The organism is Pseudomonas sp. JL27(2026) (assembly GCF_056933555.1).
On record NZ_CM167794.1, the window covers coordinates 5659164 to 5683725 of the forward strand.

At 59.9% G+C, this 24562-nt stretch carries 21 protein-coding genes; 4 read left to right on the forward strand and 17 right to left on the reverse strand.

Annotated elements, in window-relative coordinates; translation table 11 throughout:
• Positions 1 to 7: 7 nt before the first annotated feature.
• On the forward strand, positions 8 to 2416 hold the full coding sequence (locus AC1Z1G_RS25955; RefSeq protein ID WP_483623334.1) for a penicillin acylase family protein: 2409 nt from the start codon (positions 8 to 10) through the stop codon (positions 2414 to 2416).
• 413 nt (positions 2417 to 2829) lie between these two features.
• On the forward strand, positions 2830 to 3171 hold the full coding sequence (locus AC1Z1G_RS25960; RefSeq protein ID WP_483623336.1) for a carboxymuconolactone decarboxylase family protein: 342 nt from the start codon (positions 2830 to 2832) through the stop codon (positions 3169 to 3171).
• A gap of 225 nt (positions 3172 to 3396) precedes the next feature.
• Here the strand turns inward: AC1Z1G_RS25960 and AC1Z1G_RS25965 are convergent, their stop codons facing one another.
• From AC1Z1G_RS25965 to AC1Z1G_RS26000, 8 genes are all read right to left on the reverse strand, one after another.
• Positions 3397 to 4287 (reverse strand): ABC transporter permease subunit, encoded by an 891-nt coding sequence (locus AC1Z1G_RS25965; protein ID WP_483623337.1) that lies wholly within the window; start codon positions 4285 to 4287, stop codon positions 3397 to 3399.
• On the reverse strand, positions 4284 to 5165 hold the full coding sequence (locus AC1Z1G_RS25970; protein ID WP_483627993.1) for an ABC transporter permease subunit: 882 nt from the start codon (positions 5163 to 5165) through the stop codon (positions 4284 to 4286). Before AC1Z1G_RS25970 ends, AC1Z1G_RS25965 begins: the two co-directional genes overlap by 4 nt.
• A gap of 35 nt (positions 5166 to 5200) precedes the next feature.
• Entirely contained in the window at positions 5201 to 6343 is a 1143-nt protein-coding gene (locus AC1Z1G_RS25975) for an ABC transporter ATP-binding protein (protein WP_483623339.1), read from the reverse strand.
• Between the two features lie 70 nt (positions 6344 to 6413).
• Positions 6414 to 7508, reverse strand: a complete 1095-nt coding sequence (locus tag AC1Z1G_RS25980) for a polyamine ABC transporter substrate-binding protein (RefSeq protein WP_483623341.1) — start codon at positions 7506 to 7508, stop codon at positions 6414 to 6416.
• Positions 7509 to 7694: 186 nt separating this feature from the next.
• A complete protein-coding gene (locus AC1Z1G_RS25985) occupies positions 7695 to 8789 on the reverse strand; it encodes a polyamine ABC transporter substrate-binding protein (protein ID WP_483627995.1) in 1095 nt (364 codons plus the stop codon).
• Positions 8790 to 8988: 199 nt separating this feature from the next.
• Complete coding sequence (locus tag AC1Z1G_RS25990) at positions 8989 to 10353, reverse strand: aspartate aminotransferase family protein (RefSeq protein ID WP_483623342.1); 1365 nt, start codon at positions 10351 to 10353, stop codon at positions 8989 to 8991.
• A 55-nt stretch (positions 10354 to 10408) separates the two neighbouring features.
• The gene (locus AC1Z1G_RS25995; protein WP_347902595.1) at positions 10409 to 11767 is read right to left on the reverse strand and encodes a glutamine synthetase family protein; all 1359 of its coding nucleotides are present in this window, start codon (positions 11765 to 11767) and stop codon (positions 10409 to 10411) included.
• Between the two features lie 36 nt (positions 11768 to 11803).
• Positions 11804 to 12580: a gamma-glutamyl-gamma-aminobutyrate hydrolase family protein gene (locus AC1Z1G_RS26000; protein ID WP_483623344.1), complete on the reverse strand. Its 777-nt coding sequence runs from the start codon at positions 12578 to 12580 to the stop codon at positions 11804 to 11806.
• 278 nt (positions 12581 to 12858) lie between these two features.
• Here AC1Z1G_RS26000 and AC1Z1G_RS26005 point away from each other — a divergent pair, with 278 nt between their 5' ends.
• Complete coding sequence (locus AC1Z1G_RS26005; RefSeq protein WP_071552890.1) at positions 12859 to 14235, forward strand: glutamine synthetase family protein; 1377 nt, start codon at positions 12859 to 12861, stop codon at positions 14233 to 14235.
• A gap of 253 nt (positions 14236 to 14488) precedes the next feature.
• Complete coding sequence (locus AC1Z1G_RS26010) at positions 14489 to 15127, forward strand: TetR/AcrR family transcriptional regulator (RefSeq protein ID WP_483623346.1); 639 nt, start codon at positions 14489 to 14491, stop codon at positions 15125 to 15127.
• A 197-nt stretch (positions 15128 to 15324) separates the two neighbouring features.
• Here AC1Z1G_RS26010 and AC1Z1G_RS26015 read toward each other — a convergent pair whose 3' ends face one another.
• The 9 genes from AC1Z1G_RS26015 to argA form a co-directional block, all read right to left on the reverse strand.
• A complete protein-coding gene (locus AC1Z1G_RS26015; RefSeq protein WP_003213899.1) occupies positions 15325 to 15540 on the reverse strand; it encodes a TOBE domain-containing protein in 216 nt (71 codons plus the stop codon).
• A 104-nt stretch (positions 15541 to 15644) separates the two neighbouring features.
• A complete protein-coding gene (gene ssuB / locus AC1Z1G_RS26020) occupies positions 15645 to 16451 on the reverse strand; it encodes an aliphatic sulfonates ABC transporter ATP-binding protein (protein WP_483623348.1) in 807 nt (268 codons plus the stop codon).
• Entirely contained in the window at positions 16448 to 17236 is a 789-nt protein-coding gene (gene ssuC, locus AC1Z1G_RS26025; RefSeq protein WP_483623350.1) for an aliphatic sulfonate ABC transporter permease SsuC, read from the reverse strand. The genes ssuB and ssuC overlap by 4 nt, the downstream gene beginning before the upstream one ends.
• Positions 17237 to 17244: 8 nt before the next feature.
• Complete coding sequence (gene ssuD / locus AC1Z1G_RS26030) at positions 17245 to 18393, reverse strand: FMNH2-dependent alkanesulfonate monooxygenase (RefSeq protein ID WP_483623351.1); 1149 nt, start codon at positions 18391 to 18393, stop codon at positions 17245 to 17247.
• Between the two features lie 25 nt (positions 18394 to 18418).
• Entirely contained in the window at positions 18419 to 19387 is a 969-nt protein-coding gene (locus AC1Z1G_RS26035) for a sulfonate ABC transporter substrate-binding protein (RefSeq protein WP_483623353.1), read from the reverse strand.
• Positions 19388 to 19476: 89 nt separating this feature from the next.
• On the reverse strand, positions 19477 to 20070 hold the full coding sequence (gene ssuE / locus AC1Z1G_RS26040) for an NADPH-dependent FMN reductase (protein WP_483623354.1): 594 nt from the start codon (positions 20068 to 20070) through the stop codon (positions 19477 to 19479).
• A gap of 237 nt (positions 20071 to 20307) precedes the next feature.
• Positions 20308 to 20946, reverse strand: a complete 639-nt coding sequence (locus AC1Z1G_RS26045) for a peroxiredoxin (protein ID WP_483623356.1) — start codon at positions 20944 to 20946, stop codon at positions 20308 to 20310.
• Positions 20947 to 21236: 290 nt separating this feature from the next.
• Complete coding sequence (locus AC1Z1G_RS26050; RefSeq protein ID WP_347902604.1) at positions 21237 to 22616, reverse strand: OprD family porin; 1380 nt, start codon at positions 22614 to 22616, stop codon at positions 21237 to 21239.
• A gap of 531 nt (positions 22617 to 23147) precedes the next feature.
• On the reverse strand, positions 23148 to 24446 hold the full coding sequence (gene argA / locus AC1Z1G_RS26055; protein WP_483623358.1) for an amino-acid N-acetyltransferase: 1299 nt from the start codon (positions 24444 to 24446) through the stop codon (positions 23148 to 23150).
• Positions 24447 to 24562 lie beyond the last annotated feature (116 nt).

A 24562-nucleotide genomic window follows, 5' to 3' on the forward strand; every position in this document is an offset into this window, starting at 1 on the left:
AGTCACCATGAAACGCGTCCTGACCGTTCTCGCCCTGCTGCTGGTCGCCCTCGCCCTCGCGGCTGGCGGCTACCTCTACAGCAAGCAGCCCACGCGTCAGGGCCTGGTGGAATTGCAGCGATTGCAAGGCTCGGTGACCGTGCGGTACGACGAACGCGGCATCGCGCATATCCGTGCCGAAAACGAAACCGACCTCTATCGCGCCCTCGGCTACGTGCATGCCCAGGACCGGTTGTTCCAGATGGAAGCCATGCGCCGCCTGGCCCGTGGCGAGTTGGCCGAAGTCCTCGGGCCGAAGCTGCTCGACACCGACAAACTGTTCCGCAGCCTGCGCATTCGTGAGCGTGCCGAAAGCTATGTCGCCGCACTCGACCGCCAGTCCCCGGCGTGGAAAGCCCTGCAAGCTTATCTGGACGGCATCAACCAGTATCAGGACAGCCACGCGGCGCCTGTGGAGTTCGATGTGCTGGGCATCCGCAAACGCCCGTTCACGGCCGAAGACACCATCAGCGTCGCCGGGTACATGGCTTACAGCTTTGCCGCGGCGTTTCGCACCGAACCCTTGCTGACCTATGTGCGCGACCAACTGGGCAGCGACTACCTGAACATCTTCGACCTCGACTGGCAGCCCAAGGGCGTACTCGCCAAAAGTCGCGTCGCCACGCCACCGCTGGCCAACGTGGACTGGCAGGACCTCAACGCCATCGCCCGCCTGAGCGAGCAGGCGCTGGCCGACAATGGCCTGCCGCAGTTCGAGGGCAGCAACGCCTGGGCCATCTCCGGCACCCGGACCCAAAGTGGCAAGCCGCTGCTGGCGGGCGACCCGCACATTCGGTTCTCGGTACCATCGGTGTGGTACGAAGCTCAACTTTCAGCGCCGGGTTTTGAACTCTACGGCCATCATCAGGCGCTGGTGCCCTTCGCCTTCCTGGGCAACAACCTGGAGTTCGGCTGGAGCCTGACGATGTTCCAGAACGATGACCTCGACCTGATCGCCGAGAAGGTCAACCCGGACAACGCCAATCAGGTCTGGTATCGCGGCAAATGGGTCGACCTGATCAACACCGAGCAGCAGATTGCCGTGAAAGGCCAGGCGCCCGTCACCCTGACGCTGCGTCAGTCGCCCCATGGGCCGATCATCAACGACGTACTCGGGGCCAACGCCGGCAAAGCGCCGGTCGCCATGTGGTGGGCGTTCCTGGAGACACAGAACCCGATCCTCGAAGGTTTCTACCAGTTGAACCGCGCCGACACCCTGGCCAAGGCCCGCGCGGCGGCGGCCAAGGTTCAGGCGCCGGGGCTGAACATCGTCTGGGCCAACGCCAGGGGTGACATCGGCTGGTGGGCCGCGGCGCAATTGCCCAAACGCCCTGCCGGGGTCAAGCCGGGGTTTATCCTCGATGGCAGCACTAACCAGCCGGACAAGGACGGTTTCTACCCGTTCAGCGCCAACCCGCAGGAAGAGAACCCGGCACGCGGCTACATCGTCTCGGCCAACTTTCAGCCGGTGTCGCCCACCGGCATGGAGATCCCCGGTTACTACAACCTGGCCGACCGTGGGCAGCAGCTCAATCGCCAGCTCAGCGACAAAAGCGTGAAGTGGAACATCGAGGCCAGCCAGGCCCTGCAACTGGGCACCACCACCGCTTATGGCCCGCGCCTGCTGGCGCCTTTGCTGCCGGTGTTGCGTGAAGGGGTCAGCGATCCGCTGGAACTGAAACTGGTTGAGCAACTGGCGCAGTGGAAAGGTGATTACCCGCTGGAGTCCACCAGTGCCACGGTGTTCAACCAGTTCCTGTTCAACCTGGCCGACGCCGCGCTGCACGACGAACTCGGTGACAGCTTCTTTGAAGCACTGCTATCGACCCGCGTCATCGATGCGGCGCTGCCAAGGCTCGCCGCCTCGCCCGACTCGCCGTGGTGGGATAACCGCAACACCCTGGGCAAGGAAAGCCGCGCCAACACGGTCAACGCCGCGTGGCGAGCCACCATCGCCCACTTGAAAACCACCCTGGGCCCTGACACGACGCAATGGCAGTGGGGCAAGGCCCACACCCTGACCCACGGCCATCCACTCGGCACACAAAAGCCGCTGGACCGGATCTTCAATGTCGGCCCCTTCGACGCCCCCGGCGCTCACGAAGTGCCGAACAACCTCACCTCGAAAATCGGCCCGGCACCGTGGCCGGTCACGTATGGCCCCTCGACCCGGCGCATCATCGACTTCGCCGACCCCGCCCACAGCCTGACCATCAACCCGGTGGGCCAAAGTGGCGTGCCGTTCGACGCGCACTTCGACGACCAGGCCGAGGCCTACATCGAAGGGGTTTACCATCAGGCTCACTTCAGCGACGAAGAAGTGACGGCCAACACCCGCAGCACCTTGAAGCTGCTGCCGGCTCGCGCCGCGCAGTAATTGGCATTCGCCTTCCCGCACATGGCCCGGGAAGGCGCCTGAGGCGCCCAGTACGCTCTAGACCCCACGCTGCGACCTTCCCGGCGCCTCGGGCCACAGGTTTCCTTGAACGTCTGCTGAGCGCGACCTGAGACGGGTAGCCGACCTGGACGGCGATGTCGCTCAGGCTCAAGCGCGATGGCCCTGCGAGAGTTCTCCCGGCATTCCCCCGCCAGCACAATGTGGTACGGCACCCAAATCGCCCTGAAACTGACAACGCAGGCGCAGGTTGCGTCAAGGCGATGAGGGTATCGATCGAACTCATTTGCACGTTTTGGATAAGCAACTGAGCGGATCGGCACACGCAAACCGCCTGAATGGACAAAACTACAAGGGGCGCACCGTACACCCCTACTTGTTCAGGAGTTAACGCAATGTTCAATAACTGGTCCGAACTGCTGCCTACCATCCAGAAAGCCTTTGGCGCACTGGGCAAGAGCAACCCGAAAATGGTCAAGGCCTTCATGGCCCTCGAGGATGCCTCGGCGGAGAACGATGTACTGGATGCCAAGACTCGCGAGTTGATCTCCATCGCCGTGGCGATCACCACCCGCTGTGACGGTTGCATCGGCGTACACACCGATGCTGCGATCAAGGCCGGTGCCACCCGCGAAGAAATTGCCGCGACGCTGGCGACTGCCATCTCGTTGAATGCCGGCGCGGCGTACATCTACTCGCTGCGGGCACTTGAAGCGCATGACGCGCTGAAAGGCTGATCACCCAACCTGTGGCGAGAGAGCTTGCTCCCGCTGGGCTGCGAATCGGCCCAAAAACCTGCAACCACGTTGTATCAGGGGTACCGCACCCACCGACTTTGGGAGTGCTGCGCACTCCAGTGGGAGCTAGCTCCCTCGCCACAAAAGCCCACTTCATTTGCCAATCGCACACATAAAAAAACCTCGCTCTCTTTGCAGGGAGCGAGGTTTTTTTGTGCTGCCGGTTTAAACCGCTTCCGGTGCCGGGGCCCGGCGCACGTCCGGTTGCTTCCAGGAGTCGGCGGCGCTTTCCTCGATGGCTTGCTGGATCGCACGCTTGCGCGCTTCTTCGGCACGACGGCTGAAGAACCAGACCAGGAAAGTCACCAGCGACACCGCCAGCAGAATCAGGCTGGCCACGGCGTTGATCTCGGGTTTCACCCCCAGGCGCACCGCTGAGAACACTTCCATCGGCAAGGTCGTGGAACCCGGCCCCGATACGAAGCTCGCCAGCACCAGGTCATCCAGCGACAGGGCAAACGACATCATGCCGCCCGCCGCCAGCGACGGCGCGATCATCGGGATGGTGATCAGGAAGAACACCTTCCACGGCCGCGCACCAAGGTCCATGGCCGCCTCTTCGATGGACAGGTCCAGCTCGCGCAGGCGCGCCGACACCACCACCGCCACATACGCGGCGCAGAACGTGGTGTGAGCGATCCAGATGGTCACCAGGCCACGTTCCTGTGGCCAGCCGATCATCTGCGCCATGGCCACGAACAGCAGCAACAGCGACAGCCCGGTGATCACTTCCGGCATCACCAGCGGCGCGGTGACCAGGCCGCCGAACAGCGTGCGGCCCTTGAAGTGGGTAATCCGGGTCAGCACGAACGCCGCCAGGGTGCCCAGCGCCACCGCGGCAATCGCCGTGTAGCAGGCGATTTCCAGGGAGCGCACCACCGAGCCCATCAGTTGGGTGTTATCCAGCAAACCGACGTACCACTTGACCGACCAGCCGCCCCAGACGGTCACCAGTTTCGAGGCGTTGAACGAATAGATCACCAGGATCAGCATCGGCAGGTAGATGAACAACAGGCCCAGCACCAGCATCACGCTGGAAAAACCGACGCGTTTCATTCTCTGCCCTCCATTTCTTTAGCCTGGCTGCGGTTGAACAGGATGATCGGCACGATCAGGATCGCCAGCATCACCACCGCCAGCGCGGACGCCACCGGCCAGTCTCGGTTGTTGAAGAACTCTTGCCAGAGCACTTTACCGATCATCAGGGTTTCCGGGCCGCCGAGCAGTTCAGGGATCACGAACTCGCCCACCACCGGGATGAACACCAGCATGCAGCCTGCGATGATGCCGTTTTTCGACAACGGCACGGTGATCTTCCAGAAGCTGTTGAAGGTGCTCGAACCCAGGTCCGACGCAGCCTCCAGCAAGCTGTTGTCATGCTTTACCAGGTTGGCATACAACGGCAGGATCATGAACGGCAGGTAGGAATACACCACGCCGATGTACACCGCGAGGTTGGTGTTGAGGATCTGCAAGGGTTCGTTGATCCAGCCCATGCTCATCAGGAAACCGTTGAGCAGCCCGTTGTTGCTGAGGATGCCCATCCACGCATAGACGCGAATCAGGATCGCCGTCCAGGTCGGCATCATGATCAGCAGCACCAGCACGGTCTGCATCTCTTTGCGGGCGTTGGCGATGGCGTAGGCCATCGGGTAGCCGATCAGCAAGCAGAGGATGGTGCTGAACAGCGCCATCTTCAGCGAGCCCAGGTAGGCGGCGATGTACAACTCGTCGTCGCCCAGCATCGTGTAGTTGCCCAGGTTGAGCAGCAGCTGGACCTTCTGGTCGATGTAGCTGTAGATCTCGGTGTACGGAGGGATGGCCACGTCGGCTTCGGCAAAACTGATCTTCAGGACGATGAAGAACGGCAGCATGAAGAACAGAAACAGCCAGATGAACGGCACCCCGATGACCAGATGACGGCCACCGGGAATTATTCGACTGAGTTGGCGTTTGAGCTTTCGCAGGTTCATGAGCGCAGTACCACGCCGCTGTCGTCTTCCCACCAGACGTAAACCTGATCGCCCCAGGTCGGACGCTGCCCGCGACGCTCGGCGTTAGCGACGAACGACTGCACCAGTTTGCCGTTCGGCAACTCGACGTAGAACACCGAATGACCGCCCAGGTAAGCGATGTCGTGGACCTTGCCGCTCGACCAGTTGTACTCGCAGGTCGGCATTTCAGAGGTCACCAGCAGTTTTTCCGGGCGGATCGCGTAAGTCACCGACTTGTCCTGCACCGAGGTCGCGATGCCGTGGCCCACGTAGATGTTGCGATCCAGGTCCTTGCACGTCAGCAGCGCATGACCTTCGGCATCATCCACCACTTCGCTTTCGAAGATGTTGACGTTGCCGATGAATTCACACACCAGACGACTGGTCGGGGTTTCGTAGATGTCGATCGGGCTGCCGATCTGGGCGATCCAGCCCAGGTGCATGATCGCGATGCGCTCGGCCATGGTCATGGCCTCTTCCTGGTCGTGGGTCACCATCACGCAGGTCACGCCGACGCGTTCGATGATCTCCACCAGTTCGAGCTGCATCTGCGAACGCAGTTTTTTATCCAGCGCGCCCATCGGTTCGTCGAGCAGCAACAGCTTCGGCCGTTTGGCCAACGAGCGGGCCAGCGCCACACGCTGACGCTGGCCGCCGGAGAGCTGATGCGGCTTGCGCTTGGCGTACTGGCTCATCTGCACCAGTTTGAGCATCTCGGCCACGCGGGCGTCGACCTCGGAAGCCGGGATCTTGTCCTGCTTGAGGCCGAAGGCGATGTTCTGCGCCACGGTCATGTGCGGAAACAAAGCGTAGGACTGGAACATCATGTTGATCGGCCGCTCGTACGGCGGCATGTCGGTGATGTCCACGCCATCAAGCAGAATGCGCCCCTCCGTGGGCCGTTCGAAACCTGCGAGCATGCGCAGCAAGGTCGATTTGCCCGATCCCGAGCCGCCGAGCAAGGCGAAGATTTCGCCTTTCTTGATTTCCAGGGACACGTCGTCCACGGCAATCGTCTCGTCGAACTTTTTCGTGACCCGTTCGATTTTGACCAGCACCTGTTTAGGTGTCTGGTCGCCCTCGAGGGCTTTCTTATAGGCGCCGGAGGCAACTGCCATTTGCGAAACTCCCAACAAAATTTGCAGTTCGCCCAACGCAGGCGAACCTTGGATAGTTTGAGCCCTGAAGCTATTTGCCCGACTTGACCTTGGTCCAGCTGCGGGTCATGAGTCGTTGAATCTTGGGTGGCAACTCTGAGTTGACGTACAGCTTGTCGACGATGGCTTGCGGTGGATAAACCGCTTCATCGGTGCGTACGGCCTGATCCATCACCTCACCCGCTTTCGGGTTCGGGTTGGCATAGCCCACCGCATCACTGACCTGAGCAATCACTTCAGGCTTGAGCACGTAGTTGATGAAGGCGTGCGCCTCTTTGACGCTGGTGGCATCCCGCGGGATCGCCAGCATGTCGAACCACAGGTTGCCGCCTTCCTTGGGAATGGCGTAAGCGATGGTCACGCCTTTACCGGCCTCGGCCGCGCGGGCTCGGGCCTGGAACACATCGCCGGAGAAACCGGCGGCCACACAGATTTCACCGTTGGCCAGGTCCGAGATGTACTTGGACGAGTTGAAGTAGGTCACGTAAGGCCGCACTGCCAGCAGTTTGGCTTCAGCCTTTTTGTAGTCTTCCGGGTTCTGGCTGTTGGGCGACAGGCCCATATAGTTCAGCACGGCCGGGAGCATCTCGTCAGCGGAATCGAGAAACGCAACACCACAACTGGAGAGCTTCTTGATGTTTTCCGGCTCGAAGAGCATCGCCCAGGAGTCGATCTTGTCGACGCCCAGCACGGCTTTCACTTTCTCGACGTTATAGCCGATGCCGTTGGTGCCCCACAGGTACGGCACCGCGTACTGGTTGCCCGGGTCGTTCTTCTCCAGGCGCTTGAGCAGCACCGGATCGAGGTTCGCATAGTTGGGCAGTTGCGACTTGTCGAGTTTCTGGAACGCCCCGGCCTTGATCTGCTTGCCCAGGAAGTGGTTGGACGGCACGACCACGTCATAACCGGTATGCCCGGCCAGCAACTTGCCTTCCAGGGTTTCGTTGGAATCGAACACGTCATACACCGGCTTGATGCCAGTGGCTTTTTCAAAATCTGCCAAAGTGGTCTGGCCGATATAGTCCGACCAGTTATAAATATGCACGGAGGGCGCGGCTTGAGCACTGACGGCCAACGTCAGGCCGGCACCGACCAGCATGGCGTTGCGAAAAAAAGAAATAGGCAAGTGGAGGTCCTCTAAATAGTTGGGCCCAAGTTGCCCCGCGTCACATGACAGCCAAGGCTGCCCAGCAACAAAACCGGCGCGCAACTTACCCTCGATAAACCGTTCCAGCAAAACTTTCTGTCATTTAATTATTCCTGCTGCCGTCACGCGGGTGTCGACGGCAGCAGGATGAGGCCTCAAATCGGCTTATTTACCGGACTTGATCTTGGTCCAGCTGCGGGTCAGCTCACGCTGAGTGGCCGCAGGCAGATCGGCGATTGCGTAGAGCTTGGCCTGCACTTCGGCTGACGGGTAGATGCCCGGATCCGAGGTGATTTCCTTGTTCACGTACTGAGTGGCTTCGGCGTTGCCGTTAGGGAAGCGCACGCTGTTGGTGATTTCAGCCATTACTTTTGGCTGCAACAGGTAGTTCATGAACTTGTAGGCACCCTCGACGTTTTCCGCATCCTTGGGGATCGCGACCATGTCGTAGAAGCTGCCAGCGCCTTCTTTTGGAATGGCGTAGCTGACTTTCACCTTGTCACCGGCTTCGCCAGCACGGGATTTGGCCTGCTGGACGTCACCCGAATAGCCGACTGCTACGCAGATGTTGCCGTTGGCCAGGTCCGAGATGTACTTGGATGAGTGGAAGTAGGTAATCGAAGGACGAATCTTCAGGAACAGCTCTTCGGCTTTCTTCAGGTCTTCTTTCTTCTGGCTGTCGGTTGGCAGGCCCAGGTAATGCAGGGCGACTGGCAGCATTTCGGTCGGTGAGTCGAGGAAGCTCACGCCGCAGCTCTTGAGCTTGGCAATGTTCTCGGGTTTGAACAGGGTGTCCCAGGAATCAATCGTGTCGACGCCCAGCGCGGCCTTGACCTTCTCGGCGTTGTAACCGATACCGATCGAGCCCCACATGTAAGGGAAGGCATGTTTGTTGTCCGGGTCACTGACCGAAACCGCTTTGAGCAGCGATTTGTTCAGGTTGCCGTAGTTGGACAGCTTGGACTTGTCCAGCTCCTGATAAACACCGGCCTTGATCTGCTTGGCCAAAAAGTTGTTGGACGGCACAACAACGTCATACCCGGACTTACCGGCCAGCAACTTGGCTTCCAGGGTTTCGTTACTGTCGAACACGTCATAGACAACCTTGATTCCGGACTCTTTCTCAAAGTTCGCGATGGTGTCCGGCGCGATGTAGTCAGACCAGTTGTAAACGTGCAGGACCTTGTCATCGGCCTGGGCAGCCCCTGCCATCACGCCCGTCAGGGACAAGGCGAGCAGGGTCATGCCAGTTTTTTTCAAACCTAATGCCTTCATGTGTAACGCTCCAATTATTCTTTTTGACCACATTTTTGTTAGCCAAGAGCCAACGGCCGATTCCTGGGCAACTAAAACAGAGGGTAGTCTGGCAAGTTACATGGCCGGCTTTCAAGGCAAGACCCGCTCTTTAATCTGCCCTGAGCGGAACAGCCGCTTCGCTACCCCGCTCAAAGCCTAGCACTCAGGCTTGCAGCGCACCCAATGTGAGGTCCAGGCACTTGCGCGCCTTGGCCACCAACTCGTCGATCTCGGCCTCGCTGATCACCAGCGGCGGAGCGATGATCATGGTGTCGCCGACGGCGCGCATGATCAGGCCGTTATCGAAGCAGAACTGCCGGCAGATCATGCCCACACCCTTGCCTTCGTAACGCTTGCGGGTGGCCTTGTCCTGAACCAGTTCAATCGCCCCCAACAGGCCTACACCCCGGACTTCACCCACCAGCGGGTGATCGTTCAGCTCCCGCAGACGTTTCTGCAAATACGGTGCCGTTTGTGCATGCACGCGCTCGATAATTTTCTCGTCGCGCATGATGCGGATGTTTTCCAGTGCCACCGCCGCCGCCACCGGGTGCCCGGAGTAGGTGAACCCGTGGTTGAAATCACCGCCCTCGTTGAGCACCGCCACCACTTCGTCACGCACGATCAGGCCACCCATCGGGATGTAGCCGGACGTCAGGCCTTTGGCGATGGTCATCATGTCGGGTTTCAAGCCATAGAAGTCGGCACCGAACCACTCGCCGGTACGGCCGAAACCGCAGATCACTTCGTCGGCAACGAACAGGATGTCGTACTTGGCGAGGATTTCCTTGATACGCGGCCAGTAGCTGTCGGGTGGAATGATCACACCGCCCGCGCCCTGGATCGGCTCGGCAATAAAGGCCCCGACGTTGTCGACGCCGATTTCGAGAATCTTTTCTTCCAGCTGATTGGCCGCCCAGATGCCGAACGCTTCAGGGCTCATGTCGCCGCCCTCACCGAACCAGTATGGCTGCGGGATGTGGACGATGCCCGGGATCGGCAAGTCGCCCTGTTCGTGCATGTAGGTCATGCCGCCCAGGCTCGCGCCGGCCACGGTGGAACCGTGGTAGCCGTTCTTGCGGCTGATGATGACTTTCTTCTTCGGCTGGCCCTTGATCGCCCAATAGTGGCGGACCATGCGCAGCATGGTGTCGTTGCCTTCGGAGCCCGAACCGGTGAAGAACACGTGGTTCATGCCTTCAGGCGCGATGTCGGAGATGGCCTTGGCCAGCTCCAGCACCGGCGGGTGGGCGGTCTGGAAGAACAGGTTGTAATAAGGCAGTTCACGCATCTGTTTGCTGGCGGCATCGGCCAGCTCATCGCGACCGTAACCAATCGCCACGCACCACAACCCCGCCATGCCATCGAGGATCTTGTTGCCTTCGCTGTCCCAGAGGTACACGCCCTTGGCGCGGGTGATGATGCGCGGGCCTTTCTCTTTGAGCTGCTTGAAATCGCTGAACGGCGCCAGGTGATGTTCGCTGCTCAGGGTTTGCCATTCACGGGTTTGCGGGTTGTTGCTGGTCATAAGGCTCTCCTTGATAAGGTGAGAGTACGGCGTTTGACCGCCGCACCCGGCGTTGTCAGACGGCGAACAGCAGGAATTCGCGCTCCCACGAACTGATCACGCGCTTGAAGTTTTCATGCTCGGCCCGCTTGACCGCGACGTAGCCAGTGATGAATTTCTTGCCCAGGTATTTCTCGATGGTGGCGCTGTTTTCCATGCGCTCCAGTGCGTCTTCGATGGTCAGCGGCAAACGCAGGTTGCGTCGCTCGTAACCACGACCGACCACCGGTGCGCTCGGGTTGATGCCTTCGACCATGCCGATGAAACCGCAGAGCAGGCTCGCGGCAATCGCCAGGTAAGGGTTGGCGTCCGCGCCCGGCAGGCGGTTTTCCACCCGACGGTTTTGCGGCCCGGCGTCTGGAACCCGCAGGCCCACGGTGCGGTTTTCTTCGCCCCACTCCACGTTGACCGGCGCCGAGGTGTCGGGCAGGAAGCGGCGGAACGAGTTGACGTTGGGTGCGAACAGCGGCAGCAACTCGGGGATGAACTTCTGCAAACCGCCGATGTGGTGCAGGAACAGCTCGCTCATGCTCCCGTCTTCATTGGAGAAGACGTTCTTGCCGGTCGCGATGTCGATGATGCTCTGGTGCAAGTGCATCGCACTGCCCGGCTCGCCGGTCATGGGCTTGGCCATGAAGGTTGCGGCCACGTTGTGCTTGAGCGCCGCCTCACGCATGGTGCGCTTGAACACCAGGATCTGGTCGGCCAGGGACAAGGCGTCGCCGTGACGGAAGTTGATTTCCATCTGCGCCGTGCCGTCCTCATGGATCAGCGTGTCCAGGTCCAGCTCTTGCAGTTCGCACCAGTCGTAGACGTCTTCGAACAACGGGTCGAATTCGTTGGCGGCTTCAATAGAGAACGACTGCCGACCGGTTTCCGGGCGGCCGGAGCGGCCAATCGGCGGCTGCAACGGGAAGTCCGGGTCTTCGCAACGCTTGGTCAGGTAGAACTCCATCTCCGGCGCCACAATCGGCTGCCAGCCCCTGTCGGAGTACAGTTTCAAGACCTTTTTAAGCACGTTGCGCGGCGACAGCTCGATCGGGTTGCCCTGCTTGTCGTAGGTGTCATGAATCACTTGGGCAGTCGGCTCGATGGCCCACGGCACGAGGAATACCGCGTTTGAGTCCGGACGGCAGATCATGTCGATGTCGGCCGGGTCGAGCAGCTCGTAATAGATGTCGTCCTCAACGTAGTCGCCCGTCACGGTCTGCAACAGGACGCTTTCAGGAAGACGCATGCCTTTTTCGGCAATGAACTTGTTGGTCGGCGAGATCTTGCCGCGGGTGATCCCGGTCAGGTCGCCAATCATGCATTCGACTTCTGTGATCTTGTGGTCTTTCAACCAATCGGTGAGCTGGTCGAGGTTGTTACTCATAAATGCCTCTGGGCTGGGTTTCCTGACTTTTATAAGTCAGGCGTTGTTTGACGCATCCGCGTCGCGTTGTGCTGCCCGCTTTCGACAGGCATCGCCAAATGCCTGGAAGATGGCGAGGTAATGCGGGTTGGAGCTTACCTGCCATTCGGGGTGCCATTGCACCCCTAAAGCAAAAGCCTTGCCTTGGGGGATCGAGATGGCCTCGATCAAGCCATCAGGTGCAACGGCCTCGACACGCAGGCCCGGCGCCAGGCGTTCAACGCCCTGGGCATGGATCGAGTTGACCGGGATCTCGCCCGGCAGGCCCAGGCCTTCAAGGATGCCACCCGGCTGGATGTGCATGCCGTGGGCGGGCGCGTATTGCACCTCGACCGGCTGGGTATCGTCTTCACGGTGATCCATGAAGCCGGGCACCTCGTGGACCTTCTGATACAGGCTGCCGCCGAACGCCACGTTCATTTCCTGGAAGCCACGACAGATGCCGAGCACCGGAACGCCGGCCGCAACAGCGGCGCGGATCAACGGGAGGGTGGTGGCGTCGCGTGCAGGATCATGAGCAGTCCCCGGCGCGCTGGCAGGGCCGCTATAGTGAAACGGTTCTACATTGGAAGGTGAGCCGGTAAAGAGGATGCCGTCCAGACCGTCAAGAATATCGGTCGGATCGAATAATTCCGCCAGGGACGGAAGGATCAATGGCAAGCCCTTGGCAGCGGTGGCCACTGCACGGACGTATTTGTCGCCACTGATGTGATAAGCATGCAAACCGACCTGCTTGGAGCAGGCGGTGACGCCGATTAACGGCAGGCGAGACATGAAGCACCCCGGTATTATTGCTGTTATGGGTTTGAATCGAGCTTAGCCTTGTTCATTTTTTTACACAACACTCCCGTAAAAAATACAACACGGCCCGCTCAAGCCTGCGGGCGCCAATCCCCCCAAGGGTAAAAAAATGGCTAAAACCGCCCCAAAAATGCCCTCGAGGCGCTTTTTCAGGGCAAAAAATGCCTCGCTTGACTTCGGCATGCCGTTCGGGTTGACTGGAATCTGAAGAGATCAATGATTGATATTTTTAACAACAAAGGTGTTGCATCATGTCGGTACCCCCGCGTGCCGTTCAGCTTAACGAAGCGAACGCGTTCCTTAAGGAACATCCTGAGGTTCTGTACGTTGACCTTCTGATTGCGGATATGAATGGTGTGGTGCGCGGCAAGCGCATCGAACGCACCAGCCTCCACAAGGTTTACGAGAAAGGCATCAACCTGCCGGCCTCTTTATTTGCTCTGGATATCAATGGCTCGACGGTGGAAAGCACTGGCCTGGGCCTGGACATCGGTGATGCTGACCGAATCTGCTATCCAATCCCTGACACCCTGTGCAACGAGCCTTGGCAGAAGCGCCCTACCGCGCAACTGTTGATGACCATGCACGAACTTGAAGGTGAACCTTTCTTCGCCGACCCACGCGAAGTTCTACGCCAAGTGGTGACCAAGTTCGACGAACTGGGCCTGACCATCTGCGCCGCATTCGAGCTGGAGTTCTACCTGATCGACCAGGAGAACGTGAATGGCCGGCCACAACCTCCGCGCTCACCGATCTCCGGCAAACGTCCGCACTCGACACAGGTCTACCTGATCGACGACCTCGACGAATACGTCGACTGCCTCCAGGACATCCTGGAAGGTGCCAAAGAACAAGGCATCCCGGCCGACGCCATCGTCAAGGAAAGTGCCCCGGCGCAGTTCGAAGTGAACCTGCACCACGTGGCCGACCCGATCAAGGCCTGCGATTACGCGGTACTGCTCAAGCGTCTGATCAAAAACATCGCCTACGACCATGAGATGGACACTACCTTCATGGCCAAGCCTTACCCGGGCCAGGCGGGCAATGGTCTGCACGTCCACATCTCGATCCTTGATAAAGACGGCAAGAACATTTTTGCCAGTGAGGATCCCGAGCAGAACGCCGCACTGCGTCACGCGATCGGCGGTGTGCTCGAGACCCTACCGGCGCAGATGGCTTTCCTCTGCCCGAACGTCAACTCGTACCGTCGTTTCGGCGCACAGTTCTACGTGCCGAACTCGCCGTGCTGGGGCCTGGACAACCGTACCGTAGCGATTCGCGTACCGACCGGTTCCTCCGATGCCGTGCGCATCGAACACCGCGTGGCCGGCGCCGACGCCAACCCGTACCTGCTGATGGCTTCGGTGCTGGCGGGCGTGCACCACGGCCTGGTCAACAAGATCGAACCTGGCGCCCCGGTCGAAGGCAACAGCTACGAGCAGAACGAGCAAAGCCTGCCGAACAACCTGCGCGATGCGCTGCGCGAGTTGGACGACAGCGAAGTCATGGCCAAGTACATCGATCCGAAATACATCGACATTTTTGTCGCCTGTAAAGAGAGCGAGCTGGAGGAGTTCGAACACTCCATCTCCGACCTCGAGTACAACTGGTACCTGCACACCGTGTAAGCGGTCGTAGCAAAAAAACAACGCCGCAGGCCTTACAGCCTGCGGCGTTTTTTTGGCCCCTGTGGCGAGGGAGCTTGCTCCCGCTCGGCTACGCAGTAGTCGCAAAAACTATTGACCGGTTTTACCTGATACACCTGATTGACTGGTCTTGGGGCCGCTTCGCAGCCCAGCGGGAGCAAGCTCCCTCGCCACAGGGGATATGGAACATCTGCCCGCTCTGCGTACAATGCCCGCTGCCCCGCAGGAGACTTCAATGACGCGCACCGCCACTGTTCGAAAGCCTCGCGCACGCAGCCAGGCCCGGATCGACTCGATACTCGATGCCGCTCGCACGCTGCTGGCCGCCGAAGGCGTGGCCAGTTTGTCGATCTACAGCGTGGCCGAACGGGCCGAGATCCCGCCCTCCTCCGTCTACCACTTTTTCGCCAGCGTCCCGGCGCTGCTTGAAGCCCTGACCGCGGATGTCCACGCCGCGTTTCGCGCGTGCTTGCTGGAGCCTATCGATGCGGGCCTGCTGAGCCATTGGCGCGACCTGTCGCGACTGGTCGAGCAACGCATGCTCGTCATCTATGACGAAGACGCCGCCGCCCGCCAATTGATCCTCGCGCAGCATGGCCTGACCGAAGTCACCCAGGCCGACCGCCAGCACGACATCGAACTCGGCGACCTGATGCACAAGGTCTTCGATCAACATTTCGAACTGCCGACGTTGCCCAGCGATGTCGATGTCTTCGCCCTCGCCATGGAGCTGGGCGACCGGGTCTATGCGCGCTCCGTGCAACAACATGGCCTGATCACCCCACGCATGGCCGAGGAAGGCATGCGGGTGTTCGATGCGTATCTGGGGCTGTATTTGCCGCCGTACTTGCCAAAGCGCGCTATTCCGACCTGATTTCTTTACTGGCCGTACAGGCCTCTTCGCGAGCAAGCCCGCTCCCACATTGGTTCTGCGTCGCACACAAATTGTGTGTTCGCTGACGATCAAATGTGGGAGCGGGCTTGCTCGCGAAGGCCGCTCCACCGATGTTACGGCGACCATAAAAAACCCCGAAGGGCTCACACCCTTCGGGGTTGTTCGTTATGCACGACTTACAACTTGGCGATCGACACCTCGGTGGATTTCACGAAGGCAATCACTTCACTGCCGATCACCAGTTCCAGCTCTTTGACCGAGCGCGTGGTGATCACGGAGGTGACGATACCGGACGCGGTCTGCACGTCGATTTCCGACAGAACATCGCCTTCGACGATTTCCTTGATGGTGCCTTTGAACTGGTTGCGGACGTTGATGGCTTTGATAGTCATACGATTTCTCCTAGGGTCGAAATGAGCTGAAAGTGGCAAGCTTCAAGCTGCAAATAAAAGCGCAGTGCCGCTTCTTGCAGCTTGAAGCTAAAAGCTCGCAGCTTTTACTGCGCCCAACGCAATTGCGTGGGCAACGGTGAAACGGGTTCCGGCGCAGGCGGTACTCCCGGCAGCGACAGAACACGGTTAAGGACTTCGGTTTCCAGCGCCGCCAGCCGATGGGAGCCACGCACCCGAGGGCGCGGTAGTTCGATGTGCAGGTCCAGGCCAATTTCGCCCTCTTCGATCAACAGCACCCGGTCGGCAATCGCCACCGCTTCGCTGACGTCGTGGGTCACCAGCAACACAGTAAAACCGTGCTGCTGCCAGAGGCGTTCGATCAGTTGCTGCATTTCAATCCGGGTCAACGCATCCAGTGCGCCCAGCGGCTCATCGAGCAACAGCAAACGCGGCTTGTGGATCAGCGCCCGCGCCAGTGCCACCCGCTGCTTCTGCCCACCGGACAACGCCGCAGGCCATTCATCGGCACGGTCCGCCAGGCCCACGGCGTCCAGCGCATCCAGTGCCTGCTGACGCCAGTTGCCCTTGAGCCCCAGGCCGACGTTGTCGATGACCTTTTTCCACGGCAGCAAACGTGCTTCCTGAAACATCAGCCGAGTGTCTTCCCGGGCTTCGCTGAGCGGGGCGGCACCGGCCAACAGCTCACCGGTCGAGGGCTGATCAAGGCCAGCGAGCAGCCGCAGCAAGGTGCTTTTACCGCAACCGCTGCGCCCGACCACCGCGACGAACTGGCCGGCCGGAATGTGCAGGTCGATCTCGCGCAGCACCTGCCGCGCACCAAAGATTTTTTGCAGCTTGCGCACGGCCAGCGGAATCCCGCGCAGCAAGCGCGGTGGTTGTTGAGCCGTCATGCTGCCCCCCCCTTGCTCACTTGATAGGCCGGATGCCAGCGCAACCAGACTCGCTCCAGCGCACGGGCCGCGAGGTCGGCCAACTTGCCGAGTACCGCATACAGAACAATCGCCAGCACCACCACGTCGGTCTGCAAGAACTCCCGGGCGTTCATCGCCAGGTAACCAATGCCGGAGCTGGCGGAAATGGTTTCCGCGACAATCAGCGTCAGCCACATGAAGCCCAGTGCGAAGCGCACGCCCACCAGAATCGACGGCAACGCGCCCGGCAGGATCACCTGGCGGAACAGGCTGAAACCGGACAAACCATAACTGCGCGCCATCTCCACCAGCGCCGGGTCGACGTTACGGATGCCGTGGTAGGTGTTGAGGTAAATCGGGAACAACGTACCCAGCGCCACCAGAAAAATCTTCGCCGACTCGTCGATTCCAAACCACAGAATCACCAGTGGAATCAGCGCCAGGTGCGGCACGTTGCGGATCATCTGCACCGAACTGTCGAGCAGGCGCTCGCCCCATTTCGACAGACCGGTGATGAAGCCCAGCACCAGGCCAATACCGCCGCCGATCACAAAACCGATGCCGGCGCGCCAACCGCTGATAGCCAGGTGTTTCCAGATTTCACCGCTGCGCACCAGACTCACACCGGCCTCGATTACGGCGCTGGGGGCCGGCAGGATCCGTGTCGACAACCAACCCGCCGACACCGACAACTGCCACACCGCCAGCAGCAACACCGGCAACGCCCAAGGCGCAAGGCTGTGGATAACCGTTTCCCTCTTCATGACGCGCCTCAGCTCTGCGACGCGGCTTTGGGAAGGATGTCATTGGCAACCATTTCACCGAACGGGCTGACGTAGCCACCGGTTTTCGGCAGCTCCGGGCGCTCGATGTCCAGGTGCGGAAACAGCAAGTCGGCCACCCGATACGCCTCCTCCAGGTGCGGGTAACCGGAAAAGATGAACGTGTCGATGCCCAGGTCCGCGTATTCCTGCATGCGCGCCGCCACGGTCGGACCGTCGCCGACCAGCGCCGTGCCCGCGCCACCGCGCACCAGGCCGACACCGGCCCACAGGTTCGGGCTGACTTCCAGGTTGTCGCGGCTGCCGCCGTGCAGCGCGGCCATGCGTTGCTGACCCACCGAATCGAAACGCGCCAACGAAGCTTGAGCGCGGGCGATGGTGTCGTCGTCCAGATGAGAGATCAAACGGTCTGCCGCTTGCCAGGCTTCGGCGTTGGTTTCACGCACGATCACATGCAACCGAATGCCGAAGCGCACGGTGCGGCCAAGCTTCGCGGCTTTGGCCCGCACTTGTTCGATTTTCTCGGCGACGGCGGCCGGTGGCTCGCCCCAGGTCAGGACCATTTCGACCTGTTCTGCGGCCAGGTCCTGAGCGGCCTCCGAGGAGCCGCCGAAATACAGCGGCGGACGCGGTTGCTGGATCGGCGGATAGAGCAACTTCGCACCCTTCACGCTGATGTGCTGACCGTCGTAATCGACGGTTTCGCCTTCCAGCACCCGGCGCCAGATGCGGGTGAACTCCACCGAGGCCTGGTAGCGTTCTTCATGGCTGAGGAACAGGCCATCGCCGGCCAGTTCATCAGGATCGCCGCCAGTGACCAGGTTGAACAACGCACGGCCACCGGACAGGCGATCCAGGGTCGCCGCCTGACGCGCCGCCACCGTCGGGGAAATGATCCCGGGGCGCAACGCGACCAGAAACTTCAACCGCTGGGTGACCGGAATCAGCGACGCGGCCACCAGCCACGAGTCCTCGCAGGAGCGCCCGGTGGGAATCAGCACCCCGCCGAAGCCCAGGCGATCCGCCGCTTGGGCGATCTGCTGCAAGTAACCGTGATCGACGGCGCGCGCGCCCTCGGAAGTGCCCAGGTAATAGCCATCGCCGTGGGTAGGCAGGAACCAGAAAATATTGAGGCTCATGGAGTTGTCTCCTAAGGAAATCGAATTACGGCGCGGTGGCAACAGCTGCCGGCGGCGTCCAGATCACGTCTTTGATGCTCAAGGGTTTGGGGATCAACTTGAGCTGATAGAAGCTGTCGGCGATTTTCTGCTGGGCCGCGACCACTTCGGGCGTGAGGAACAACGCGCCGTAACCCTGGCGTTTCACCGAGGTCAGGGTGATGTCTGCCGGCAGGCCGAGCAGCGGCGCGACTTGCTGGGTCACCTCGACAGGATTGGCCTTGGACCACTCACCCACGGCGCGCACTTCTTCCACCAGCGTCTTGATGACCTGCGGATTTTTTTGCGCGTACGGCTTGGTTGCCAGATAGAACTGATGGTTGTCGACGATGCCACTGCCATCGCGCAGGGTGCGTGCGTGCAGTTGCTGTTCGGCGGCCGCCTGGTACGGGTCCCAGATCACCCAGGCATCGACGCTGCCACGCTCGAACGCGGCGCGGGCATCGGCCGGTGGCAGGAACACGGTTTGAATATCGGTGTACTTGAGGCCGGCGTCTTCCAGGGCCCGCACCAGCAGGTAATGCACGTTGGAGCCTTTGTTAAGGACGACTTTCTTGCCCTTGAGGTCCTGCACCGATTGGATCGTGGAGTCCTTGGGTACCAGGATCGCTTCGCTGGTCGGCGCCGCAGGCTCGTAGGCGACGTAGAGCAGATCGGCGCCAGCAGCCTGGGCAAATACGGGCGGGGTTTCGCCGGTCACGCCAAAATCGATGGAACCTACGTTCAGTCCTTCGAGCAGCTGTGGGCCACCGGGGAACTCAGTCCATTGCACGTCCACGCCTTGGTCGGCGAGGCGTTTTTCCAGCGTGCCGCGGGCTTTGAGCAGCACCAGGGTGCCGTACTTTTGATAGCCGATACGCAAGGTCTCGGCCGCTTGAGCTTGAACAATGACGCCGAAGGACACAGCCGCAGCAAACAGAGCGACCAGACCACGACGCAAAATGACAGTGCGCATAGCGCTCTCCTTTTTGCAGTTGGGTTTTGGCTGCACCTGCTTGCCCGTTGTCGGGCGAGTAAGGCCAGTACATCACGTTCGGCTGGGGCTCAGATGCTCCAGCGAGCGCTCAACAAACGTTCATTCAACAGATGTGGGTCGAGCGGCTTGGGCCGTCGGGCCATGGCGCTCAAGAACTGTTCCAGTGCTTCGCTCAACCGCTGCTCCAGCTCGGGTGCCAACTTCGCCTGGGCACTGCCTTCGCCGTACGCGATCTGGCTGTCTTCGGCGAAAATCCCGTGGAGCATTTCCTGGGCCTTGAGGGCCGAGAGCACCGGTTTGAGTGCGTAATCCACCGCCAGCATGTGGGCGATGCTGCCGCCCGTGGCCATGGGCAATACAACTTTGTGGCTCAGGGCGCGTTCGGGTAGCAGGTCCAGCACGGTTTTCAGGGCGCCGGAGAACGACGCTTTGTAGACCGGTGTGGCAATCAGCAGGCCATCGGCGTTTTCAATCTGTTGCAGCAGGTGGATGACCTTAGGGCTGTCAAAGCGGGCGTGCAGCAAGTCTTCGGCCGGGAAGTCCCGCACCTGATAACTCACCACCTCCACCCCGTGCTGTTGCAGCCAGCGTTGGGAGCGATCCAGCAGCACCCCGGAACGGGAGCGTGGGCTGGGACTGCCACCGAGTGAGACGACCAACATGTGGCGATTCCTTAAGCGGTGTTGGCGATTCGCGGCTTGCGATCTCGCGGTGTCGGATAGACCTTAACAGCCGATTTATATATCTATAAATCATATTTATTCATTTGGTTATTCGTTAAATGAATATGAAAAAAACAAAGCTCCAGGCCAAAAAAACAGGCCGTCGAAACGGCCTGAAATCCCCTGCTTTGTGGATGCGGACAACCCCTTGCTCCTACAGGGGGTTGGTATTTCAAATCAGCGATTGGGTTGCGGGGTCAGACGCAGGTACGGCTTCACCACGCGGTAGCCCTTGGGAAAGCGTTTCTTGATTTCATCTTCGTCCTTGAGCGATGGCACGATCACCACGTCGTCACCGTCCTGCCAGTTGGCCGGAGTGGCCACTTTGTAGTTGTCGGTGAGTTGCAGAGAATCGATCACCCGCAGGATTTCATTGAAATTGCGCCCGGTGCTGGCCGGATAGGTAATGGTCAGGCGAATCTTTTTGTTCGGATCGATCACGAACAGCGCCCGCACCGTCAGGGTGTCGTTGGCATTGGGGTGGATCAGGTCGTAAAGGTCGGACACCTTGCGATCGGCGTCGGCAAGGATCGGGAAGTTGACAATAGTGTGCTGGGTTTCGTTGATGTCTTCGATCCACTTGTGGTGCGAGTCCACCGGGTCCACGGACAGGGCAATGGCCTTGACCCCGCGCCGGGCGAACTCGTCCTTGAGCTTGGCGGTAAAGCCCAGCTCCGTGGTGCAGACCGGCGTGAAGTCCGCCGGATGGGAAAACAGCACGCCCCAGCTGTCGCCCAGCCACTCATGAAAGCGAATGGTGCCGGCGCTGGAATCCTGTTCGAAATCGGGGGCGATGTCGCCAAGTCTGAGGCTCATGGTGCTGCTCCTGGTGAGTGCGTGATGAGCCTACTGTGCCTGCCACATGGACTTATTAAAAAGAATAAATATCGATTTATTAAGACCCAAAAGGAATATTAAAAACCTGTTCACTGGACCTGCTGATGTGTGCAGACGATCCTTCTTCGAAGGGTTCGAGAAGGCCTTGAGCAGCTGAAAAGAGAGAACCGAGGGAGGGCTTGCGAGGGCGGGCCTGACTTCAAACGCAAAAGCCCCGCCCGGCATACGCCGGGCGGGGCTTTTTTATGCAGCGTTACACGAAACAGCTATTACAACAGCGGGATCGAGTAGCTGACGATCAGGCGGTTTTCATCCTGGTCGCGTTGACCCGGGATGTCGTTGCGCCACATGGCGTTTTTCCAGGTCAGGCCGAGGTTTTTCAGCGGGCCTTCAGGAATTACGTAAGCCACGGTCAGGTCGCGTTCCCACTCGCTGGTGCCGGAGCCAACAACTGTTTTCTTGTTAACCGTTGCAGCGGTGTCAACATTGTCGCCACGCAGGTAAATCACGCCAGCGGTCAGGCCAGGGACGCCCACTTTGGCGAAGTCGTAGGAGTAACGAGCTTGCCAGGTACGCTCGCCGGCACGGGCGAACTTGGAGATCTGCATGTCAGTGGTCAGGTACGCCGACGAACCGTCACCCTGGTTCAGCCACGGGAAGTCGCTGTCGCCGTTGCTGACCTGGTAACCGCCACCGAAGGTGTGACCGGAAACCGAGTACAGGAACAAGCCGCTGTACAGGTTGTTGTCGACCTTGCCCTTGGTGGTGGTGCCACCGTAGTAGCCGGAAGTGAAGTAGTTCTTGTCGTGACCGTTCGCACCATCGTCACGGCTGTTGAAGTAACGGAAGTCCGACTTCAGCACGCCCGGGCCGATCGACCAGTTGTGTACCAGGCCCAGGAAGTGTTGCTTGTAGAAATCGTCCAGGTTGCCGTAGTAGTACTGGGCAGTCAGGTCTTTGGTGATCTTGTAGTCACCGCCACCGTAGATGAACTTGTTGCTGTCACGACCCGATGCAGTGCGACCGTTGGCACCGGCAATCGACAACTCTTCGTTGTTGCTGGAGTTACGACCTTTAACGTGTTCGATCTGACCACCGACCAGGGTCAGGTCCTTGATCTCGTTCGAGGTGATCTGACCGCCCTGGAAGGTTTGCGGCAGCAGACGACCATCGTTGTAGGAGATGACCGGCAGTTTCGGCATCAGGGTGCCGAGCTTCAGTTCGGTCTGGGAGACCTTGGCTTTGGCGGTCAGGCCCAGGCTGGAGAACTCGTTCACCGCCTCGCCGTTGGACTCGCTCGGGAAAACAGTGCCGCCGTAAGAACCATAGTTGGTCTTGGTCTTCGGGCTTGCGCCGTTGGTGCCACCACCGGAGTCCAGACGAACGCCCAACAGGCCAATGGCATCAACGCCGAAGCCTACAGTGCCCTGGGTGTAACCGGAGGTGAAGTTCAGTTGGAAGCCTTGGCCCCATTCTTCCTGCTTGTTCTGCGCGCCGGCGGCTTTAGTGCCGGAGTCACGGTTGTCAGTGTTGATGTAGAAGTTACGCAGACCCAAGGTAGCCTTGCTGTCTTCGATGAAACCGGCGGCGCTTGCCTGCTGCGCCAAAACCCCTAGGGCCACAGTCAGGGCCAAGGTGGACTTATTCATGTTTCGCTCCTCTCGTTTCTAATTTTTGTGTTTCTTTGGTCCTGAGTCGTATGCCCTGGATCCACAGATGCGCGATTAGCGCCAGACCGTGACTGATTAGTCAATCGTAACCAATCGTGTCTACGACCTTGGTCTAACCGCCGTAATTTGGTCCTTGCAGGGTAATGAATTTCTCATAAACCCAAAAAGAATTATTTCATTCTTTTTCATACCATTAAGGAATATAGCTCAACACGACACAACTGCGTCGGGAGACAGCGTATCGACTCCCCGAGCTAATTCCTAAATGCTATTCGTCCGATACTTTTTAGACCGTTATGGATTGATACATTCCGTATACGTCAATCCCGATCAAAAATGCGACGCCATCATGGCGAAGCGCGCATGATCCCGTCAAATTGTTACAGTTTGTATATCGTCGGAAATTTTTGTCCGCCTGTCCGAGAGCTGCGCTTTTACGTATTTTCACGCCCGCGCACGGGGCAAAAAACTGCAGCCTGCCCAGGGGATGGGCAGGCTGCGGTTATCGGGTCAGAGGGCTTTTTCGAAGATCTTCGAATTACGCTGGTAGTTGTACAGCGAAGCTCGGGCCGATGGCAGGCGCTCGACGCTGCTTGGCACAAACCCGCGTTCACGGAACCAGTGCGCGGTGCGCGTGGTGAGGACGAACAGGGTTTTCAGGCCCTGGGCGCGGGCACGGGTTTCGATCCGTTCCAACAGTTCATCACCCCGGCGGCCATGCCGGTACTCAGGGTTCACCGCCAGGCACGCCAGCTCACCCGCCTCGGAGTCGGCAATTTGATACAACGCCGCGCAGGCAATGATCATGCCCTCACGCTCGACCACGCTGAACTGCTCGATCTCACGCTCCAGCACTTCACGCGAGCGCCGCACCAGAATGCCCTGCTCTTCCAGCGGGCTGATCAGATCCAGCAACCCGCCGACGTCTTCGATGGCCGCTTCGCGCAGCAATTCGAATTGCTCTTGCGCCACCAGCGTCCCGCCGCCGTCGCGGGTGAACAGCTCGGTCAGCAGTGCGCCGTCTTCGGCATAACTGACAATGTGGCTGCGGCCGACACCGCCACGGCAAGCCTCGGCCGCTGCATCCAGCAGTTCAGCCTGATAGTTGGCCCCCAGGCGCTCCAGGTGCGCGGGCACCTGTTGCGGACGCAGTTCACGCACCAGACGACCGTTTTCGTCGATCAGGCCCATTTCGGCACCGAACAACAGCAGTTTGTCGGCGCCCAGGTCGATGGCGGCGCGGGTGGCAACGTCTTCGCAGGCCAGGTTGAAGATTTCCCCGGTTGGCGAGTAGCCCAGCGGCGAGAGCAGCACGATGGAGCGCTCGTCCAGCAGACGGTTGATGCCCTTGCGGTCGACCCGACGCACTTCGCCGGTGTGGTGATAGTCGACGCCTTCCAGCACGCCGATCGGCCGTGCGGTCACCAGGTTGCCGCTGGCCACCCGCAGGCGCGAGCCCTGCATCGGCGAGGACGCCATGTCCATCGACAGCCGGGCTTCGATGGCGATACGCAGTTGGCCGACAGCGTCGATCACGCATTCCAGGGTCGCAGCATCGGTAATGCGCATCCCGTGGTGGTAATGCGGGGTCAGGCCGCGCGCTGCGAGGCGGGTTTCAATTTGCGGACGCGAACCGTGAACCAACACCAGCCGTACACCCAGGCTGTGCAGCAGCACCAGGTCGTGGACGATGTTGCCGAAGTTCGGATGCTCCACACCGTCGCCAGGCAGCATGACGACGAAGGTGCAATCGCGGTGAGCGTTGATGTAAGGGGAAGCGTGACGAAGCCAATTAACGTATTCGGGCATGAACCTGGGCCTGTAATAAATAGCAGCCAAAAAATGGGCGAATCTGAAAACGCACAGCGGGCTGATGGTTATCGTCGGAACAGGCTTGGCGACACGCTCGCTCTCCTCATGAATAC